Annotated in this window: 20 protein-coding genes; 7 read left to right on the forward strand and 13 right to left on the reverse strand. The window is 73.5% G+C overall.

Translation table 11 applies throughout. The features are described 5' to 3' along the window. Positions 1-2: 2 nt before the first annotated feature. Positions 3-752 carry an SDR family oxidoreductase gene (locus ACQP00_RS39115; protein WP_433206196.1) on the reverse strand — a complete coding sequence of 250 codons (750 nt, stop codon included), beginning with the start codon at positions 750-752 and terminating at the stop codon, positions 3-5. A 54-nt stretch (positions 753-806) separates the two neighbouring features. Here ACQP00_RS39115 and ACQP00_RS39120 point away from each other — a divergent pair, with 54 nt between their 5' ends. Continuing rightward, on the forward strand, positions 807-1,541 hold the full coding sequence (locus ACQP00_RS39120; RefSeq protein WP_433206199.1) for an IclR family transcriptional regulator: 735 nt from the start codon (positions 807-809) through the stop codon (positions 1,539-1,541). 179 nt (positions 1,542-1,720) lie between these two features. Next, complete coding sequence (locus ACQP00_RS39125) at positions 1,721-2,362, forward strand: class I SAM-dependent methyltransferase (RefSeq protein WP_433206202.1); 642 nt, start codon at positions 1,721-1,723, stop codon at positions 2,360-2,362. Here ACQP00_RS39125 and ACQP00_RS39130 read toward each other — a convergent pair. The 4 genes from ACQP00_RS39130 to ACQP00_RS39145 form a co-directional block, all read right to left on the reverse strand. Continuing rightward, the gene (locus tag ACQP00_RS39130) at positions 2,359-3,225 is read right to left on the reverse strand and encodes a helix-turn-helix domain-containing protein (RefSeq protein ID WP_433206205.1); all 867 of its coding nucleotides are present in this window, start codon (positions 3,223-3,225) and stop codon (positions 2,359-2,361) included. The genes ACQP00_RS39125 and ACQP00_RS39130 overlap by 4 nt on opposite strands. A 14-nt stretch (positions 3,226-3,239) precedes the next feature. Continuing rightward, a complete protein-coding gene (locus ACQP00_RS39135) occupies positions 3,240-6,020 on the reverse strand; it encodes a hypothetical protein (protein WP_433206208.1) in 2,781 nt (926 codons plus the stop codon). Next, entirely contained in the window at positions 6,017-6,490 is a 474-nt protein-coding gene (locus tag ACQP00_RS39140) for a hypothetical protein (protein ID WP_433206211.1), read from the reverse strand. The genes ACQP00_RS39135 and ACQP00_RS39140 overlap by 4 nt, the downstream gene beginning before the upstream one ends. Positions 6,491-6,650: 160 nt before the next feature. Continuing rightward, positions 6,651-7,157 (reverse strand): DUF1269 domain-containing protein, encoded by a 507-nt coding sequence (locus tag ACQP00_RS39145; RefSeq protein WP_433206214.1) that lies wholly within the window; start codon positions 7,155-7,157, stop codon positions 6,651-6,653. Between the two features lie 159 nt (positions 7,158-7,316). Between ACQP00_RS39145 and ACQP00_RS39150 the strand changes: the two genes are divergently transcribed. The 5 genes from ACQP00_RS39150 to ACQP00_RS39170 all read left to right on the forward strand — a co-directional run bounded on the left by ACQP00_RS39150 (position 7,317) and on the right by ACQP00_RS39170 (position 12,943). Beyond that, positions 7,317-8,117 (forward strand): alpha/beta fold hydrolase, encoded by an 801-nt coding sequence (locus ACQP00_RS39150; RefSeq protein ID WP_433206217.1) that lies wholly within the window; start codon positions 7,317-7,319, stop codon positions 8,115-8,117. A 3-nt stretch (positions 8,118-8,120) separates the two neighbouring features. Further along, complete coding sequence (locus ACQP00_RS39155; RefSeq protein ID WP_433206220.1) at positions 8,121-10,568, forward strand: SpoIIE family protein phosphatase; 2,448 nt, start codon at positions 8,121-8,123, stop codon at positions 10,566-10,568. A gap of 1 nt (position 10,569) precedes the next feature. Next, positions 10,570-10,917, forward strand: a complete 348-nt coding sequence (locus ACQP00_RS39160; protein ID WP_433046878.1) for an STAS domain-containing protein — start codon at positions 10,570-10,572, stop codon at positions 10,915-10,917. A gap of 106 nt (positions 10,918-11,023) precedes the next feature. After that, positions 11,024-11,173 carry a hypothetical protein gene (locus ACQP00_RS39165; protein WP_433206223.1) on the forward strand — a complete coding sequence of 50 codons (150 nt, stop codon included), beginning with the start codon at positions 11,024-11,026 and terminating at the stop codon, positions 11,171-11,173. A gap of 75 nt (positions 11,174-11,248) precedes the next feature. Next, positions 11,249-12,943 (forward strand): methyl-accepting chemotaxis protein, encoded by a 1,695-nt coding sequence (locus tag ACQP00_RS39170; RefSeq protein ID WP_433206226.1) that lies wholly within the window; start codon positions 11,249-11,251, stop codon positions 12,941-12,943. Here ACQP00_RS39170 and ACQP00_RS39175 read toward each other — a convergent pair. From ACQP00_RS39175 to ACQP00_RS39210, 8 genes are read right to left on the reverse strand one after another with little or no spacing between them, the layout of a single operon-like run. After that, the gene (locus tag ACQP00_RS39175; RefSeq protein ID WP_433206229.1) at positions 12,856-14,970 is read right to left on the reverse strand and encodes a chemotaxis protein CheW; all 2,115 of its coding nucleotides are present in this window, start codon (positions 14,968-14,970) and stop codon (positions 12,856-12,858) included. The two genes, ACQP00_RS39170 and ACQP00_RS39175, sit on opposite strands and share 88 nt — an antisense overlap. Beyond that, a complete protein-coding gene (locus ACQP00_RS39180; protein WP_433206232.1) occupies positions 14,967-15,245 on the reverse strand; it encodes an STAS domain-containing protein in 279 nt (92 codons plus the stop codon). Before ACQP00_RS39180 ends, ACQP00_RS39175 begins: the two co-directional genes overlap by 4 nt. After that, a complete protein-coding gene (locus ACQP00_RS39185) occupies positions 15,242-15,610 on the reverse strand; it encodes a response regulator (RefSeq protein ID WP_433046890.1) in 369 nt (122 codons plus the stop codon). The genes ACQP00_RS39180 and ACQP00_RS39185 overlap by 4 nt, the downstream gene beginning before the upstream one ends. A 9-nt stretch (positions 15,611-15,619) precedes the next feature. Beyond that, the gene (locus ACQP00_RS39190; RefSeq protein ID WP_433206235.1) at positions 15,620-16,651 is read right to left on the reverse strand and encodes a methyl-accepting chemotaxis protein; all 1,032 of its coding nucleotides are present in this window, start codon (positions 16,649-16,651) and stop codon (positions 15,620-15,622) included. Further along, positions 16,644-17,669: a protein-glutamate methylesterase/protein-glutamine glutaminase gene (locus ACQP00_RS39195; protein WP_433206238.1), complete on the reverse strand. Its 1,026-nt coding sequence runs from the start codon at positions 17,667-17,669 to the stop codon at positions 16,644-16,646. The genes ACQP00_RS39190 and ACQP00_RS39195 overlap by 8 nt, the downstream gene beginning before the upstream one ends. Continuing rightward, a complete protein-coding gene (locus tag ACQP00_RS39200; protein WP_433206241.1) occupies positions 17,666-18,112 on the reverse strand; it encodes a chemotaxis protein CheD in 447 nt (148 codons plus the stop codon). Before ACQP00_RS39200 ends, ACQP00_RS39195 begins: the two co-directional genes overlap by 4 nt. Then, on the reverse strand, positions 18,105-18,938 hold the full coding sequence (locus ACQP00_RS39205) for a CheR family methyltransferase (protein WP_433206244.1): 834 nt from the start codon (positions 18,936-18,938) through the stop codon (positions 18,105-18,107). Before ACQP00_RS39205 ends, ACQP00_RS39200 begins: the two co-directional genes overlap by 8 nt. Then, complete coding sequence (locus tag ACQP00_RS39210; protein ID WP_433206247.1) at positions 18,935-19,459, reverse strand: chemotaxis protein CheW; 525 nt, start codon at positions 19,457-19,459, stop codon at positions 18,935-18,937. The genes ACQP00_RS39205 and ACQP00_RS39210 overlap by 4 nt, the downstream gene beginning before the upstream one ends. Positions 19,460-19,464 lie beyond the last annotated feature (5 nt).

Here is a 19,464-nt window from a genome sequence, read left to right on the forward strand (position 1 = left end):
GCTCAGCGGCCGCCGGTGACGTCGAGGGTCGTTCCGGTGACGAAGCGGGCGTCCGGCGACAGCAGCCACGCCACGGCCGCGGCCACCTCGTCCGCAGTGCCCGCGCGACCGAGCGGCTGGGCGGGGCCGAGGCGAGCGGCGCGGCCCGGGTCGCCGCCGGTCGCGTGGATCTCCGTGTCGATGATGCCGGGGCGGACGCTCGTCACGCGGATGCCGTACGGGGCCACCTCCAGAGCCAGACCGCGGGTCAACGTGTCCACCGCGGCCTTGCTCGCGGCGTAGTCGACGTACTCACCCGGCGCGCCCAGCACCGCCGCCTTCGACGAGAGGTTGACGATCGCGCGGTCCGGCCGGTCGCTGCCGCGCATCCGGGTGACCGCCTCGCGGCAGCACATGGCCAGGCCGATCACGTTGACCGCCAGCACCCGGCTCCACCGGTCCGCGGTGATCTCGGTGAAGGCACACTGCTGCTCCAGTACGCCCGCGTTGTTCACCAGACCCGCCAGCGGCCCCAGCTCGTCGGCCGCCTTGAACAGCGCGGAAACCTGGGCCTGGTCGGCGACGTCGCACGGGACCGCGCGCACCGGGCCGGCCGCGCTGTCCAGTTCCGCCACGAGCTCGGCGGCCCGCTCGTGATTGCCCCGGTACCCGAGCACGAGCCCCCGCCCGGCCACCCCCGCCAGCCGACGGGCGACGGCGGCACCGATGCCGCGGGTGCCTCCGGTGATGACGTACACGGCTGATGTCTGCATGGGACGGGAACCGTACGGCTTCGGCGGGCCGGCGGCGAGAGGCAGAATCACTGCGTGAGTCGCACCATGGTCGGCCGGGTCCTCGCGCTGCTCGACGCCGTCGCCGCCGCCGGGGTCATCGACCGGCGCGCCCTCGCCGGCGCCACCCGGCTCCCCCAGCCGACCGTGAACCGGATCGTGGCCACGCTCGTGACCGAACGGCTGCTCGCCGAGGAGGCCGGGCGGCTGCGCCTCGGGCTGCGGCTGTTCGAGCTCGGCACCCTCGCGGGTCAGGCGGGCGTGGGGCTGCTGGACGCGGCCGGCCCGTACCTCGTCGACCTGCACCGGGCGTTCGGCTGGACGGCGCAGCTCGCGGTGCTGGACGGGGACGCGGTCACCTACCTGCTCAAGGTCGGCTCGGCCCGGCGGCCGCGGATCGACACCCGGGTCGCGGGGCGCTTCCCGCCGCACTGCACCGGGGCGGGGAAGGCGCTGCTGGCGTTCTCGCCGCCCGAACTGACCGAGGAGATCCTGGACCGGTCGCCGCTGACCGCCCGCACACCGGCGACGCTGACCTCCCGGGCGGGGCTCGCGGCGGACCTGCGGGCGACCCGGCGGCGGGGGTACTCCGTCGACCGGGAGGAGTTCCAGACCGGCATGGTCGGCGTCGCCGCGCCTGTCCGCACGAGCGGCCGGCCGCTCGCGGCGGTGACCCTGGTCGGCCCGGCGGACACTGTCGACGTGCACCGCGCGGCCCACGCCCTGCGGCTCGTCGCGAACATGCTCGAGGCCCGCTGCGGACCGGCCTGACCGGGCCCTTGGCCCGGCCCGGCCCGGCGCGGCCCGGCGCGGCCCGGCGCGGCACGGCTTAGCGCGGCACGGCACGGCACAACGCGGCACGGCACGACGCAGCCCGGAACGGCAGCGGCACGGCAGTGACGAGCGTTCGGTTCAAGACGCACGGGGGTGCAGCGGCGGAGAGTGCGGGTATGACCGATGAGGCCTTCACGCCCGCGCTCGGGCGGCTTGCTCCTACGTTCTTCTACGACGGTGTCGTGGCGCTCACGCGGGAGCGGCGGTGGCGGGGACTCGTCGTCCGGTTCGCCGCGCCGAGGGCGGGCGAGGTGGTTGTGGACGTCGGGTGCGGTACCGGATCGCTGGGTCGCTTGTTGTCCACAGTGGAACCCGGTGCGCGCATCGTCGGCGTGGACCCCGATCCTGAGGTGCTTGCCATCGCGCGTAGGAAGACCGAGGCGGTCGAGTGGCGGGTCGGCCGAGGTGACGCGCTCGCCGGCATGCTCGGGCCGGACATGGCCGACGTCGTGGTGTCCAGCCTGGTGTTGCACCAGTGTCCGATGGCGGTGAAGCGAAGCATCCTGCGCGCCATGGGCGAGGTGCTGCGGCCCGGGGGGCGGCTGGTGATCGCCGACTACGGGCTCCAACGTACCCGCGTCATGCGGCTCGCGTTCCGGACGGTGCAGTTCGCCGACGGCCGGGCCGACACGCAGCCGAACGCCGACGGGGTGCTGCCGGGGCTCATCGCGGAGGCCGGGTTCCGCGACGTGGCCGAGGCCGCTGTCGTGCCGACGGTCACCGGATCGATTTCCGTCTACACGGCGAACTGGGGTTAGGTGCGGAGCACGGGGAGTACGGCCGCGGGGGTCAGACCCATCATCTCGCGCATCTGGCGGGTCAGGTGGGCCTGGTCTGCGAACCCGGCGTCCAGGGCCGCCTCCGCCGGGGTCCGGCCCGCGCGCAGGGCCTCGGCGGCGCGGCGCAGGCGGGACCAGACGCGCCAGCGGGCCAGCGGGAGGCCGAGCTGCCGCAGGGCGAGGGCGCGCAGGCGTTGCGGCGACAGGCCGACCGCCGCGGCGAGGTCGGGCATCGGTACGGCGGCGTCGCGCAGGAGGTTCATCGCGGCGACCAGGCGGGGATCGAGTTCGCCCGACGGTTGCACGGCGATGTCTTCCGCCCGCAGCGCCCGCGGCTCGAAGGCGGCGATCGAACCATAGCGCTGCCGCAGGGAATCGGCGAAGACGCAGTGCGGGTCGATGAAGTACGTGCGCAGGTCCGGCGCGGCGAGCAGGCGGTGGCGGACCATCGGCGGGACGACCACCGCCGGCGCCCGCACGACCGTCCCGGCGGCGTCGACCACCGCGACCGTGCCGCCGTCGTCAGCCCCACTGGCTTCGGCCCCGGCAGCGTCGGCTCCAGCGTCGTCGGCTCCGGCGAATCCAGCGGCTCCAGCGAATCCAGCGGCTCCGGCGTCGTCGGCCCAAGCGCCTCCAGCGGCTCCGGCGGCATCGGCCCAAGCGGCTCCGGCGGCTCCAGCGGCCCCGGCAGCGTCGACCCAAGCGGTTCCAGCGGCGGCCACCGCGGCCTCGCTAGGCTGGGCGATGGCGATGGCGATCTGGAAGGCGGCGTGACGGTGGACGGTACTGTCGCCCACCGGCCCACGATAGGCCGCGAACCCGTCGCCGACGAAGAAGCGCATGGCCCAACTATCGCTCAGGGCAGCACGCGCCGGATCGCCGCGGTGGCAATGGTTTCCGCGTCGCGCCACTGCACCGTGTCGGGCGGCAGCGGCACGGCGAGACTGGCGGTGACGACGTCGCCGCCGGCCACGAGCCCCGCGAGGACCATCGACGCGCGCAGGGTCTGTCCACGGTACCGGAATGTCAGCGCGACCCGCACCAGATAGCCCCCGGGCAGCTCGCTCCCCCGGACCGCTTCCACGGCGATGCGCCCGTCGTCGGCGGCCGGGTAGTCGGCCATCCACTTCGGACAGACGAGCAGGTCCTCGGCCGTCTCGTCGAGCACGGCCTGCGGGGCGGCGGGGTCGCGGTACGATCGTAACGTCAACGCCAGCCGCAGTCGCGCGATCGGCTCCTCGGCGGTCGCGGTCTCCTCGGCGACAGCGGCGCGGGCGTCCTCGGCGGCCCGGTCGTCGGCCCACCGCCGCGCGCAGACCTCGGGCTGCACGCCGGTGTCGGGCCCGCTGTCGCTGTCGGGCACCCGCGTCCACCCGGCGGGCAGCCCTTTCGTGGCAAGGAACGCGCCCAGATCATCCTCGCGCCCGGTGACCGGCGCGAGCCAGCCGAGGGCGACCGCGAGCACGGCGACGGGCGCGATCGCCCACCGCACGCGCGGGAGCACGGGAATCGCGGCGAGCGGCAGGGTCAGCAGCACCGCACAGCACAGCAGCCAGACCGGCCCCCGCACGAACCCGGCGAGGTTGTGCGCGCCGTGCCCGGTCGGTCCGGTCAAGACATCGCGGCCGTACTGCACGAGCCCCGCCAACCCCGCCGCCACCACCCCGGCCACGAGCGCGGCGGGCAGGAACCGGTGCCGCGCCAGCCCGACGAGCGTGACGCCCCAGCCGGCGAGGGCGCAGATCCACCACCGGTCGTACAACAGGTGCAGGACCGCCCCGTCCGCGTCAGCCTGCCCGATGCGCAGCTGCGCCACCACGACCCCGACCGCGCCCCCGCCGACGGCCCCGGCCAGCACGACCGGGATCTCCCGCCGCAACGGCACCCGCGCGGCGAGGGCGACCACGAGGCAGGCAACGACGATCAGGCCAGGCGTCCACGCGGCGAACCAGTAGCCGCCATACCCGATGAACATGTGCCGATCCACGGCCCCGCTGTCGAACTGCCAATGCTCCCGCAACACCGTCCACACCGTGTCGGTGGCCGTGAACAACGCCGCCCCCGCCCCGACGATCGCCGCACCGGTAGCAACCCGGCCCCGCGCCGCCGACACGACACCACCCACGACCGCCGCCCGGGCGAGGAGTGCGGTCAGCAGCGTGGCCCCGGCCAGGGCGGCGGCCGTCAACGGGACCGCAGTGAGCAGGTGGCCCCCGGCGAGCGTGGCGCCGATGGGTACGAGCGTGCCGGGCGGCTGGAGGAAGAACCCGGCGACCAGCCCGGCCGTGGCCCCGGCGGCCCGCGCCCACGCCGACCCGGGCGTCCGCGACCACAGCGGCACCATCGTGGCCGCCCACCCGAGCGCCGCACCCGCGAGGGCCAGCGAGGGAACCAGCCGGGCGTCAACGTCGCCGAAGCCCACCAGATCGGTGAGCACCGTCTGGGCGGCCTGCAACGCGAACATCCACCACAGCCCGCCGGCCACGGCCACGATCCAGCCGCCCTCCCACCGCGCATCGGCGACCGGGGCCGCCACGACCCGCCCGCCGCTCAGCGCCCGCGCGTCCACCGATGCAGCCGCCACGACCCGCGCACGCCCGCGGAGACCGCCGGCGAACCACGAGACGCCAGAGCCGGCCGCGACGGCCCCGCCGCTCGAAGTCCGCATATCCGCCGGCGCGGCCGCCGCGACGCGGGCAGGGCCCTGGAGGTGGCCGGCGAACCACGAGGTGCGGCCGCGCGCGGGGCCGGCGGCGGTTCGGAGGGCGGCGAGGCAGTCGCCGCGGATGACGGCGTACCGGTCGGCCAGGCACTCGCGGCGGCGCAGCACCGCGGCGCGCAGCAGCAGCGTGATCGCCGACAGCAGGGCGGCCAGGAGCACGGCCGTCACGACGCGCGGGCCCCACAGCGACGGCCGCAGCACGAGCGGACCGAACGCGGCCAGCAGGACCGGCACGCTCAGCCAGCCCGTCCACCAGGTGGCGGCGGCCCAGGTGATGTCGCGCATGCGCACGTGGGCCAGCTCGTGCAGCAGGATGAGGTCGAGCTCGTCCTGGCGCACGTAGGAGTACCCGAGCGGAACGACGACCCGCGGGCGGCCCCACGGCAGTGCGGTCGTGTAGGCCCCCTGGGCGTGCCGGCCGGGGCGGGCCACGACGAGCAGCGGGCCGCGCGGTCCGTCCAGGCCCATGACCCGGCACCAGGACGCGAACCGGGTGGCCACCGCCGCGACCGCGGGGCCGGTGACCGTCGTCGGGCGGGCGCGCCGGGCCGCGACCAGCGCGCCGAGCACCATGAGCAGGCCGGCCAGCAGCGGCATCGCCACGGCGCCGGTGAGCATGGCGAGGCCCTGGCCGCGGTTGTACGCCCCGGTGCATGCGGCGAACTCGCCCACCCGCCGGGCCGGGTCGGCGAGGGCCAGGCCGGCGGAGCGCAGGCAGTTCGCGGCGTCGGCGTAGTGGCCGAGGTCGTACGCGGTGTACAGCGCCTGCCCCGCGCCCGCGCCGGCGCCCGCGAGGTCCAGCAGTACGAGGGCGTAGAGCCAGCGCAGGCCCGGACGGACGAGCCGCTCGACGGCGGCCGTGTCCAGGGTGGTCAATCGCGGGGCGAGGTGGGCGGCCGTGTCCAGGGTGGTCAATCGCGCGGTGCGAGGTGGGCGGCCGCGGCCCGCGCCAGTGCGGCCTCGCCGGCGTCGGCGATCAGCTCGGCCTTCGCCGGGGCCACCCGCGCCCGCACCGCCGCGTCGTAGATCGCCTGGCGTACCGCGGGCGCCTGGTGCAGCAGCGCCGCGGTCAGGGCCAGGTCGGTGCGGCGGCGGCGGCGCAACCGCCAGCGGCGCAGGGCCCGGTCGGCCGGGGCGCCCAGCACCTGGGCCAGCGCGCCGGAGACGATGGGCAGGATGAGGTACACGAGGGCGCCCGCGGTCAGGCCCGACGGGCGGGTGCCGGCCGGGCGGTCGCCGGAGCCGTCGCCGCGCAGCTCGCCGGACCACCAGGCGGCCGCCACCTCGTCGTAGGCCTCGAGCTGCCGCGGTTCGACGGCCGCCAGCACGGCTCGCGCGAGGGCACCGACCGTCTGCGGCGCGGGGCCGCTCTCCATCGCCGACATCGTCGCCGATCGTACGAGAGCGGCGCCACTGGCAGTATCGGTTCGCCTACCGTCGATCACTGCCCGATCGGGCGACCCCGAACGAGCGGGGCCCGAGCAGACTCAGACGAGAGAGGCGCCGCCCGATCGGGCGAACCCGAACGAGCGGGGCCCAAAAGGCTCAGACGCGGGCCAGGTTCGCCGCCGACATCGCCTCGCGGAGGCGCTGCTCGGCCTCCATGTTGAGCGAGCTGTGCAGCAGCCGGCCGCCCAGGTCGAACGGCGCCATCTCGGCCACGACCTTGTCCACGGTGACCTGGTCGACCAGCAGGAACAGGGCGGCCGAGCCGGGTTCGAGGGTCTTGCCGACGTCCTTCATGAACTTGTCGTCCACGCCGGTGTCGGTGAACTTGCCGGCCACCGCGCCCGTGGCCGCGCCGACCGCCATGCCCAGGAACGGGGCCAGGAACAGCAGGCCGATCAGGCCACCCCAGAGGGCGCCGCCGGCCGCACCGGCGCCGGCGTTGCCCGAGGCCTGGTGGAGCCGTACCTTGCCGTCGGGGCCGGCCTCGACCACGGCCGCGTCGCGCAGGGTGATGATCCCCTGGCGCTGCAGCTCGATGAGCTTGTCACGGGCCATGTTCGCGGTGGCCACGTCGCGGTAGCCGATCGCCACGAGATCGCTCATGGGTGTCTTCCTCCTGCTCGTCGCTCGTGTGCGTTGCCCTGCAACCGTCGGCGACGAGGCCATGGACCGCCTCGCCCGGCGCGAATGAGGCCCGTCCGAAAACCTGTAGCCACCTGCCCTCTTGTTCGCGCACGAGGGGCGCTAGTAACGTCACTGGCCGTGAGCGTTGTCGAACGAAACAACGTCAGGCTGCTCGGACCCGAGACCGCCCCAGCCTTGGTCTTCTCACACGGCTTCGGCTGCGACCAGAACATGTGGCGGTTCGTCGCGCCGCGCTTCGCCGACGATCATCGCGTGGTCCTCTTCGACCACGTCGGGGCAGGCAACTCCGATCTTGCCGCCTACAACCCGCAGCGGTACTCCACGCTGTCCGGCTACGCCGAAGACCTGCTGGAGATCCTCCGCGCGCTCGACCTGCGCGGCGTGGTCTTCGTCGGGCACTCGGTCAGTTCGATGATCGGCCTGCTGGCCTCGATCGCCGAGCCGGACCGGTTCTCGAAGCTCGTGCTCGTGGGGCCGTCCCCGCGGTACGTCGACGACGAGGGCTACTACGGCGGGTTCAGCGCCGGCGAGATCGACGAGCTGCTGGACAGCCTCGACAGCAACTACCTGGGCTGGTCGGCCGCGATGGCCCCGGTCATCATGGGCAACGCCGAGCGCCCCGAGCTCGGCGAGGAGCTGACCAACAGCTTCTGCCGCACCGATCCGGCCATCGCGCGGCAGTTCGCCGAGGTCACGTTCCGCTCGGACAACCGCGCGGATCTGGGCAAGGTGACCGTACCGACGCTGATCCTGCAGTGTTCCGAGGACGTCATCGCGCCGCGGGAGGTGGGCGCGTACACCAACGCGAACATCCCCGGCAGCCGGCTGCTCGTGCTCGACGCGACCGGCCACTGCCCGAACCTCAGCGCACCCGACGAGACCTACGAAGCCATCAGCGCCTTCCTGCGGACGGGCTGAGGCGTGCCGGAGCCGCTGCCCGAGGAGAACGCCGAGGATCTCTACGACAGCGCCCCGTGCGGTTACCTCACGCTGCTGCCGGACGGCACGATCGTGCGCGCGAACCGGACGTTCCTGCAGTGGACCGGGTACCGCCGCGACGAGCTGACCGGCCGGCGGGTGCACGAGATCTACGCGACCGGCAGCCGGATCTGGCACGAGACGCACCTCGCCCCGCTGCTGCACATGCAGGGCGAGGTGCGGGAGGCGGCGGCCGAGTTCCGCAACGCCGACGGCACCCGCCTCGACGCGTTCGTCAACGCGGTGCTGCGCGCCGGTCCGGCCGGCAGCCAGGCCATGGTGCGCATGACGATCTTCGACGCCAAGGAGCGGCGGACGTACGAGCGGCAACTGCTCGCCGAGCGCCGCAGCGCCGAACGCAACGCGACCCGCATCCGGCTGCTGCAGGAGATGGTGGTGCGCTGCGCGGCGATCGAGCGGGCCGAGGAGATCGTGGCGCCGATCGTGCGGGTCGGCACGGAGGCGTTCGGCGCGTCCGGCACGCGGGTGTGGCTGCTGGAGCCGGCCGAGGCGGCGCTGCGCCCGCTCGACCTCGCCGACGAGCTGATCTCGCTGGACGACCCGGCGCCGGAGGCCCGGGCGGCGGCTCTGATCGACGTCGTGCGGCACGCCGAGAACGACGGCGGGCTGCGGCTCGTCACGCCGCTGCTGGCCGACCAGCGGGTGCTGGGGGTGGTGTCGTTCGTGTTCTCCCCGGACCGCCCGGCCGGGGTGGATCTGGAGCTGGGCCGGCCGCGCGCGTTCGGCGAGGACGAGGTCGAGCTGATGCGTACCGTCGGGCGGCAGGCCGGCCAGGCGCTCGATCGCATCCGGCTGCTGGAGGAGACGAACCGGCGGGCGTGGCAGTCGGGCTTCCTGGCCCGGCTCAGCCGCGACCTCGACGAGACCGTCGGCTTCACCAGCCGGGCCCGGCGCCTCGTCGAGCTGCTCGTGCCCGACGTCGCCGGCTACGCCCAGATCGACCTCGACGCGGCCGGCGACCCCGCGGGCGCGCCCGGCTGGCAGGCCTCGGCGCCGAGCCGCGCGTGCGGCTGGACCATCCCGAACGACGTGCTCGCCTCGGTGCACGCGGCCGGGCGGGCGGGGGCGCTGGCGGCGGTACCGCTGATCACGGCCGACGGCGAGCGCGCGATGGTGCTGCCGCTGCGGGCCCGCAACGCCGTGCTCGGCACGCTGCTGCTGGCCGGGCGGCACGTGGCCGGGGCCGGCGACGTCGGGCCGGACTTCCTGGCCGACCTCGCCGACCGGGCCGGGCTGTCGCTGGACAACGCGCGCCTGGCCGAGCGGGACCGGGAGGTGGCGCACACCCTGCAGCGCGCCATGCTCAGCGGGGACTGGCCGGCGGATCCGCGGTACCACGTGGTCACCGCCTACCGTCCCGCGGTGCACTCGCTGGAGGTCGGCGGCGACTGGTACGACGTGTTCGCCACGTCCGCCGAGAGCGTCGGTATCGTCGTCGGCGACGTGGTCGGCCGGGGCCTGCGCGCGGCCAGTGCCATGGGACAGCTGCGCAGTGCCGTGCGCGCGCTCGCCACGGCCCACGACGGGCCGGCCGAGGTGCTGCGGCACATGGATGACTTCGTCTCGCACTTCGCGGCCGGGCAGATGACCACCCTCGCGTACGCCGAGCTCGCCCTCGACTCGGGCGAGCTGCGCTATGCGTGCGCCGGCCACCCGCCGCCGCTGCTCGTCCAGCCGGGCGGGGTGCCGAGCTTCCTGTGGGACGCCCGCTCCGGCCCGCTCGGCGCGACCGCGGCCGGCCGCGTGCGCAGCGAGGCGCGGTTGGTCGTGCCGCGGGGGTCGAGGCTCATGCTGTACACCGACGGGTTGGTTGAACGAAGAGGCGAACGTTTTCATCACGGGCTGGATCGGCTCGCCGCGGCCGCCGCCGAGCATTGGCAGACGCCGCTCGGGTCGCTCGCGGGTGAGCTGAGCGACGCGATGCTGCCGGGCGGCGGCGGGCACGACGACATGTGCCTGCTCGCGCTGGACTTCGCCGACGCGCCCCCGTTCCGCTCCGAGGTCCCCGCGCGGATGCAGGCCCTCGCGGGATTCCGGGCCGCGCTCGACTACTGGCTCGGCGGGCAGGGCGTGGACGACTACGACCGCTTCGGGGTGGTCCTGGCGACCGCGGAGGCCGTGGCGAACGCGATCGAGCACGGGTACGCTCTCGACGACGCCCGCACCGTCGGCGTCCTGGCCCAGGTCGACGGCGACACGGTCGCGGTGCGCGTGAGCGACACCGGCCAGTGGCGCCCGCCGCGCACCGCCCTGCACCGCGGCCGCGGCCTCGCCCTGATCGGGCGCCTCATGGACGAGCTCGTGATCGACCGCGGGACGGGCGGCACCACGGTCCTGATGCGCCGCCGCACCGGTGCCGGGAGGCGTTGAGATGGACGGCGAGCGTCAGGTCAAGGTGTACTCCACCGGCGGCTGCGAGGTCGTCCAGCTCATCGGCGAGATCGACCACGCCACCGCCCCCCTCGTCGAGCGCGACGTCCTCGTGAGCGTCCGCGCCGCGACCGGCGTCGTCGTCGACCTGACCGAGACCACGTTCCTCGACAGTGCGGGGTTGTTGTGCCTGGACCGCGTGGTGACGGCCTTCAGCGACCGCGGCGCCCCGGTCCGGGTGGCGGCCCCGGCCGACGGGATGGTCCGCTTCACCCTGGACCTGATCGGCTTCCTGCCGGACCTGATGTCGGAGGACGTGGACTCCGCGGTCGCCGCCATGACCAAGTAACCGTCACCCTCGTCGCGGCCGGCCTCGCCCTGCTGGCCTTCGCGGCGGACTACGCCGGCGACCCGGCCCGCCCGATCCTGGTCGCCCTGACGAGCAGCGGCTTCGCGTGGGGCCTGGCCGCGTTCCTGACCGCCGCACCCCGGCGCGGCACGGCCTGTGGCGGTCCTGGTCCACGATGCTCGCCGCGTTCGTCGCCGCGGCCGCCTTGAGCGCGGCCGCCTGGTACGCGCTGTACAACGTGACGATCGGCTTCTGAGGCACAAGGCTCAGGTGGGCCCGCTGTCATCCGATTGGGGCTGATGTAGTCCGCCGTTCGGGGGGAGCAGCAGCCGTGAGTGTCGGGTCCGCGTTTCGGAATGTGTCGGTCGCGTGGAAGCTGCGCATCGTCGCTGTGGTGGTGTGTGCGTTGCTGGCCGCGGTCGGGCTGATCGGGTTGCTGTATCTGAGCAGCAGTCAGGATCGGCTGGACTCGTTGTACAACCGGAATCTGCAGTCGGTGCACATGCTCGACGGGGTGTCGTCCGACTATCTCAATGTCCGGTTCCAGGTGCGGGGGCTGGCGCTGGCGCAGAGCGATGAGGACGCCGCCGCGGCCGAGGGGAAGGTCGGCGAGGCCGTGCGCGGGCTCACCGCGAGCTGGCAGTCGTTCGCGGCGAAGAACACCGACGCGGCCAACCGGGCGGACCGGGCCACGTTCGATGCGGCGTGGACGGACTACCAGAAGGTGCTCAACGACAAGTCGGTGCCGGCGGCGCGGGCGAAGAACTATACGGAGTACAACCGGATCAGCCGGGAAGAGGTCGAGCCGATCGCGCAGCGGCTGGGTGGGGCGATCGACAGCCTCGTGGACCGGCAGAACGCGGCGGCCAGGCAGGCACTGCAGGATTCCACCGACGATTACGGTACGGCCAGGCTCCTGCTGCTCATCCTCACGCTCGTCGCCATCGTGGTCACGTTCGGCATGGTGACGCTCGTCGTGCGGGCGATCTCGAAGCCGCTGCGCAACACCGTCACGGTGCTCACCGGGCTCGCGCAGGGGCGGCTCGACCAGCGGCTGCCGGTCAACAGCACCGACGAGGTGGGCCGGATGGGCACGGCGCTCAACAGTGCGCTGGACCGGTTGTCTGACACCGTGCGTACCGTCGTCGAGTCCACCCACCAGCTCGCCAACGCCTCGAACCAGATCAGCGGGGCCTCGCAGAGCCTCTCGCAGGCCGCGACCGAGCAGGCGGCGAGCGTGGAGGAGACCACCGCGAGCATGGAGCAGATGACCGCCAGCATCAGCCAGAACAGCGAGAACGCGACCACCACCGAGCGGATCGCGTCGCAGACGGCGGGCGAGGCCGATCAGGGCGGCGACGCGGTGCAGCGGACGGTCGACGCGATGAAGCAGATCACCAGCAAGATCAGCATCATCGACGACATCGCGTTCCAGACGAACATGCTGGCGCTCAACGCGACGATCGAGGCGGCCCGGGCGGGCGAGCACGGCAAGGGGTTCGCGGTCGTCGCGTCCGAGGTGGGCAAGCTCGCCGAGCGCAGCCAGGTCGCGGCCCAGGAGATCAGCGAGCTGGCGGCGGGCAGCGTGCAGACGGCCGAGCGGGCCGGGAGCCTGCTGGGCGAGATCATCCCGAGCATCACCCGCACGTCCGACCTGGTGCAGGAGATCGCGGCGGCCAGCAGCGAGCAGGCGACCGGGGTGCGGCAGATCAACATCGCGATGACCCAGATCGGGAAGGTCACCGAGCAGACCGCGTCCTCCAGCGAGGAGCTGGCCGCCACGGCCGAGGAGATGGCCGCGCAGACGCACCAGCTGCAGGACATGATGACGTTCTTCGTCACCGACGCCGGCGGCGGTTCGACGCGGACCGCGGCGGCGGCGCTGCCGGCCGGCTACGACCGGGGCGCCCACCGCCACAACGGCGGCGGCGGGCGGGCTCAGCGCCCCGCGCCGGCGCTGGTCTCGGCGAGCGCGGGTGCGGGCCGCTCGGAGGAGATCGACGAGAGCAAGTTCGACCGGTTCTGAGCGATGTGCTGGGCGACGAGCGAGTCGACGTCGAGGATCAGCGCGATGTCGCCGTTGCCCAGGATCGTCGAGCCGCCGATGCAGCGCACGTCCTGGAACAGCTTGCCCAGCGGCTTGATGACCGTCTGCGACTGACCGAGCAGCTGGTCGACCACGACCCCGGCGCGCTGCCCGGCGTGCTCGACCACGACCACGCTCTGCCGGCGCGGGGCCCGCCCGGCGAGCGCGAACACGTCGCGGAGCCGGACGAAGGGCAGCGCCTGCCCGCGCAGGTGCATGAACGAGCGGCCGCCGGCTTCCAGGGGCAGCTCCACGCACTCGATGACCCGGTCCAGCGGCACGATGAAGTGGGTGTCACCGGCGCTGACCAGGAAGCCGTCGATGATGGCCAGGGTCAGCGGCAGCCGGATCTGCATGAGGGTGCCCGCGCCCGGCGTGGTCTGCACGTCGATGCTGCCGCGCAGGTCCGTCACCGCCCCGCGCACGACGTCCATGCCGACGCCGCGGCCGGACAGGTTGGAGACGGTGTCGGCGGTCGAGAAGCCGGGTTCGAAGATCAGGGAGTACACCTCGGGGTCACTGAGACTGTCGCCGCGGGCCACCAGGCCGCGCTCGATCGCCTTGGCCAGGATCCGGTCCCGGTTGAGCCCGCGGCCGTCGTCGGAGATCTCGATGACGATGCTGCCCGCGTCGTGGAAGGCGTTGAGCGCGAGGCGGCCCCGCGGCGGCTTGCCGGACCGCTCGCGCTCCGCCGGCGGCTCGATGCCGTGGTCGAGGGCGTTGCGCACCAGGTGCAGCAGCGGGTCGCCGATCCGCTCCACGAGGGCCTTGTCCATCTCCGCGTCGCCGCCGGTGATGACGAGGTCGACCTCCTTGCCGAGCTCGACGCACACGTCGCGGACGACCCGCTCGAAGCGGCGCAGCGTGGTGCCGATCGGGACCATGCGCAGCGAGAGAGCCGTGTGCCGGACCTCCTCGACCAGCCGCAGCACCTGCGACTGCTCGTCGGAGAAGGCCACCCCGGACTGGGCGATGACCAGCTCGCCGACGAGGTCGATGAGCTTGTCGAGGCGGGAGGCGAAGACCCGGATCGTCTGGTTGTCCTGCTGGCGGTTCTCGGCCGTCTTGCGCTGCTTGTTGAGCGCCGCCTCGACCACCGGCTTCTGGACGATTTGCTCCTCGACCAGGATCTCGCCGAGCGGCCGGCCGGCCGACTCCCCGGCGTGCTGCTTGGCCAGCGCCGATTCCAGCTCGCGGTCGGTGACGACACCGCCCTGGCGCAGCAGGTCGCCGAGCCGGTCGGACTCCGGCAGCGCGTCGATGAGCTCCGCCGCCTCGTCCGAGGGCATGATGCGGATGGTGCTGTCGTCGCGCACGAACTCGAAGACGCTCTCGATGTCGGCCTTGCCGGCCTCGCTCGCGAACTCCAGGTCGAAGCCGAGGTAGCAGACCTCCGGATCGGCCTCGTCGGCCCGCGGTAGCGCGTCGGTGCGGGTGACCAGGCGCTGGACCGTGCCCATCGTCGCGAGGTACCGCAGAAACGACAACGGATCCATCCCGTTGCGCAGGCACTCGGGCCCGAACCAGATGCTCAGCAGCCAGATCCGCGCGGCGGGCGGCTCCGGCGACGACGAGCCGGAGAACGGGGCCAGCGCCGCCAGCAGCCGCGCGCTGACCTCCTGCTCGGCCGCCGTCGGCTCGTCGCGGCCGGCGGCCACCGCGTCGACGAGCACCGAGATGTGGTCCGTGCACGGCAGCAGCGCGCTGATCAGCCCGGCGCTGACCTGCAGCCGCCCCGCCCGCAGGTCGTCGAGCACCGACTCCAGCACGTGCGTGAACGACACCAGGTGGCGCAGCCCGAACAGCCCGGAGGAGCCCTTCATCGTGTGCATCGCGCGGAACAGCGCGTTGACCGCCTCGGGCGCGTCGGGCGTGGACTCCAGCTCGAGCAGCCCCTCCTCGAAGTCCTGCACGAGCTCCCGCGCCTCGGTGATGAACGTGTCGAGCGCGTCCCGGAAGTCGTTCACGAGACCGCCTCCAGGTCCTCGTCGAGCCAGGCCACGGCGAGCACGTCCCGCACGGCCGGGCTGTGGTCGGTCAGCCGCAGCCGCACGTCCCGCCGCCGCGCCTCCTGCCGCGCGAGCAGCAGCAGCTGCAGCCCGGTGGTGTCCATGTCGGTCACCCCGGCCAGCGACAGCTCCAGATCCGGGCCCTCCCCCAGGAACCGCAGCACCCGCTCGTGCTGCTCGGCCGCCCAGGGAATGGTGAGCTCCCCGTCGAGCTCCAACCGGGCCGCGGTCACGGCGCGATCAGCTTCGACACGGCGGCCAGCATCTGGGCGGGCTGGAACGGCTTGGTCACCCAGGCCTTGGCCCCGGCCGCCTGGGCCTGCCGCTTCTTCTCCTCCTGCGACTCGGTGGTCAGCATGATGATCGGCGTGAACCGGTGCTCCGGCTGCTTGCGGATCTCGCCGACCAGCGTGATGCCGTCCATGTTCGGCATGTTCACGTCGGAGATCACCAGGTGTACCCGCTTGCCGCCGAGCTTGCGCAGCGCGTCCTGGCCGTCGACGGCGTCGATGACCTCGTACCCGGCGCCCTTGAGCGCGATCGCCACGACCTGGCGCACCGAGGCCGAGTCGTCGACGATCAGCACGGTCTTGGACATTGCCGCCTCCTAGAAGAACGTGATCTCCGACGTGGGAGCCTCGGTCACCGCGCCCAAGCGGTGGGCCTGCAGCTCGCCCTGCATGGTGTACGTGCGCTCAAGCTCCTCCAGCAGCCGGCGCGCCTGCGGCCCGGTGTCGGGGGCGTCGGCGACGTGCCGCGGCAGGAGCTTGATGTTGTCCTCCAGGTGTTGCAGGACCTGGCCGACCCGGTCCTGGAACTGCAGGTTGACCAGCGCGTCGGAGATGGTGCCGCGGATCTCCACGGCCGCCCGCTCCAGCCGCTGCGACGACTCCCGGGAGCGGTTCACCACGTCCTGCAGGTCGTCGATGACCTCCTGGACGTCGTCGTTGGCCCGGGCCACCGCGACGCTCTCCCGCTCGGCGTCGCCCTCGGCCCCGGCCAGCACCGACTCGATCGCCGCGCCGATCCCGGCCACCTTCTGCGCCATCTGCTCGCTGGTCTGCAGGGAGCGGTCGGCCAGCCGCCGTACCTCCATCGCCACCACCCCGAAGCCCGCACCCGCCGCGCCGACCCGGGCCGCCTCGATCGAGGCGTTGAGGGCGAGCAGGTTCGTCTGCGCGGCGATCTGCGCGACGTCGGCCGTCATCTGCTTGAGCTCGTCGTTGAACCCGGCCAGCCCGGCCAGGTCGTGCACGGCCTGGCGCTTGGCCCGCATCGCGCTGTCGAGGGTGTGCACCACGCCGCCGAGGCGCTCGCGGCCGCGGTCGAACGTGCCCGCGCCGCCGGCCTGCGGGCCCAGCGCGTCGGCCGAGGACGCCAGCACCGCGTCCACGTTGTCGACGATCTGGCTGAACTGCTGGGTGACCGCGCTGATCCCGGACTCCATCTGGGCCCGGGAGGACTCGATCTGGGCCGACCACACGGGCGCCACCTCGTCGGCGAACGCGCCCACGCCGCGGCGGAACGCGTCCGGCCGTTCGACCTGGGGCTCCGGCGCGACCGCGCGGCGGCGGCCCGCGGCGAAGCCGAGCGCCAGCCCGATCAGCAGGGCCACGATTGCGTACAGGACCTCAGCCATGGTTGCGGATCACCTCTGCTATCGCGGGGAGGGGCACCTCGCGCTCGACCGCCCCGAGCGCCACCGCCTCCTTGGGCATGCCGTGCACGACGCACGTCGCCTCGTCCTGGGCGACGGTGGCGGCCCCGGCCCGGCGCATCTCCAGCAGCCCGCGGGCGCCGTCGTCGCCCATGCCGGTCATGATGACGCCGAGCGCGTGCCCGCCGGCTGCCTTGGCCACCGAGCGGAAGAGCACGTCGACCGACGGGCGGTGCCGGTTGACGGGCGGGCCGTCGAAGACGCGGACGCGGTACCCGGAAGGATCGGACACCAGCTCGAGGTGTCTGCCGCCCGGCGCGACCAGCACGAGCCCGTCGCGGACCCGGTCGCCGTCGACCGCCTCGCGCACCTCGACCGCGCACAGCCGGTTCATCCGCTCGGCGAACGCGGCGGTGAACTTCTCCGGCATGTGCTGCACCACGACCACCGCCGGCGAGCGGGCCGGCAGCACGGTGAGCACGCGCTCCAGGGCCTGCGTGCCGCCGGTGGAGGTGCCGATCGCGACCACCCGGCGCTCCTGCGGGCGGGTGGTGCGGGCCGGCTCGGGCAGCCGCGCGGTGGGCCGCTCGATGCGCCGGACCCGGCCCGCGGCGGCCGCGCGCACGGCCGGCACGAGCTGGGCGGTGTCGTCCTCGAGGTACCGTTTCAGCCCGCTCGTCGGCTTGGCGACCGCCGCCACCGCACCCGCGGCGAGCGCGTCGAGGCCCGCCCGCGCGCCCGCGCCGACCAGCGACGAGCACACCACGATCGGCGTGGGCCGGGTCGCCATCACCTGTTTGACGAACGTGAGCCCGTCCATCTTCGGCATCTCGATGTCGACCACGATGACGTCGGGCCACGCGCGCCGCATCTGCCCCATGGCGAGCACCGGGTCGGCCGCGGTGCCGATCACCTCGATGCCGGGCGCGGCGCCGAGCACCGCCGACAGCACCTGCCGCACGACCGCCGAGTCGTCCACGATGAGCGTCCGGATGCTCATGCGGCCACCCGCGAGGCGTTGCGCCGCAGCCAGACGTCACCGGTGTCCAGTTCGAAGTGCAACATGCGGGCTCCGGTACCGCCGGTGTCGCGCGTCAGCACCGCGAAGCCGTCCCGGTCGAGCAGGGTGAGCGCCGCCGCGACGTTGGCCGCCGCCAGCCGCCCGCCGGACAGCTGCGCCGCGCCGCCGAAGACCTTCGCCTGGTACTGCGCCGGCTCCGTCCCGGTCCGGGCCAGCTCGGCCCGGAACAGCTCGAAGGCGCCTTCCGCGAACCGGCCGTCGCCGTTGCCGCGGCCGGGGAGCATGAAGTGGCACATGCCGCCGATGTGCCGGGCCGGGTGCCACAGGCAGACCGCGACGCAGGAGCCGAGCAGCGTCGAGATCCGGGTGCCGGCCACGCCGAAGTGGAACCCGCCCGGCTGGAGGAAGACGTCGTCAGTCACGGCTGCCCGCCGGGAGCCGGTAGATCGACGGGCGGACCATGCGCAGCCGCGACGGGATGCCGTTGAGCGTCTCGGACAGGCTGATGATGAGGTGGCCCTCGGGGTACAACATGTGCTGCAGCCGCTGCACGAGCGCCGCCTTGGTCGGCGGGTCGAAGTAGATCATCACGTTGCGCAGCAGGATCACGTCGAACAGGCCCAGGTCGCGCAGGTCGTCGAGCAGGTTGGCGTGGTGGAACGCGACCCGTTCGCGCAGGGTGGAGCCGGCCGCCATCAGCCCGGCGTACTCGTCGCGGCCCTTCAGCCAGTACTTCCGCAGCAGTTCCCGGGGAATGCGGGCGGCGGACTCGAGCGGGTAGAGGCCCCGCCGCGCCCCCTGCACGATCCGGGTCGACACGTCGGTGCCGAGGATCTCCCAGGCCGTGGCCGGGGACTTCTCCAGCAGCACCATCGCCGCGGTGTAGGCCTCCTCGCCGCTGGAGCTTGCCGCGCTCCACAGCCGGAACATCCGCCCGGGCCGGTGCGCGGGGACGATCACCTCGCGCAGGTAGTCGAAGTGCTGCGGCTCCCGGAAGAACGACGTCTCGTTGGTGGTGAGCAGGTCGATGGCGTGCTTGAGCTCGCGGCCGTCGGGCTCGCGCAGGAGGCGGACGTAGTCGGCGTACCCGCGGATTCCCAGCTGGCGCAGCCGTTTGCTGAGCCGCCCCATGACGAGCGTCTCCTTGCCGGGCTGGAGCCGGATGCCGGTACGCTGATGCAGCAGCGCACTGATCGCCGCGAAGTCCGCGCCGGTGATCTCCGGCGGCGCCTCGAGCGAGCCGGTCACGTCGCCTCGGCCCCCGGGTCCTGCAGCGCCACCACATCGGCCGGCGACACGATCCGCTCCAGGTCGAGCACGATGATGAAGTCGGCCTCGCGCCGGGCCATGCCGCTGATGTACTCGGGCTGGATCCCGGTCCCGAACGTCGGCGGCGGCTCGACGTCGCCCGGCCCGAAGCTCACCACCTTGTTCACCATGTCGACGAGGATCCCGACGTGCTGGCCGTCCTCGGCGGCACCGCTGTGCACGATGATGATGCTGGTGCGCCGCCCGACCGGCGTGGCACCCGCCCCGAACCGGATCCCGAGGTCGACCACGGGCACCGCCCGCCCGCGCAGGTTGATGACCCCGCGCACGAACCCGGGCGCCATCGGCACGGCGGTGAGCGCCCGATACTCGATGATCTCGATGACGTGGAAGATGTCGAGCGCGTACGCCTCGCCGTGCAGCGTGAACGTGAGGTACCGCCCGGCCTCGAGCCCGCCGGGGTGCTGTGCGTCCGCTGCGGCACGCTGGGTGATGCTCACCGGTC

The organism is Dactylosporangium sp. CS-047395, assembly GCF_050942185.1.
Taxonomy (GTDB): Bacteria; Actinomycetota; Actinomycetes; order Mycobacteriales; family Micromonosporaceae; genus Dactylosporangium.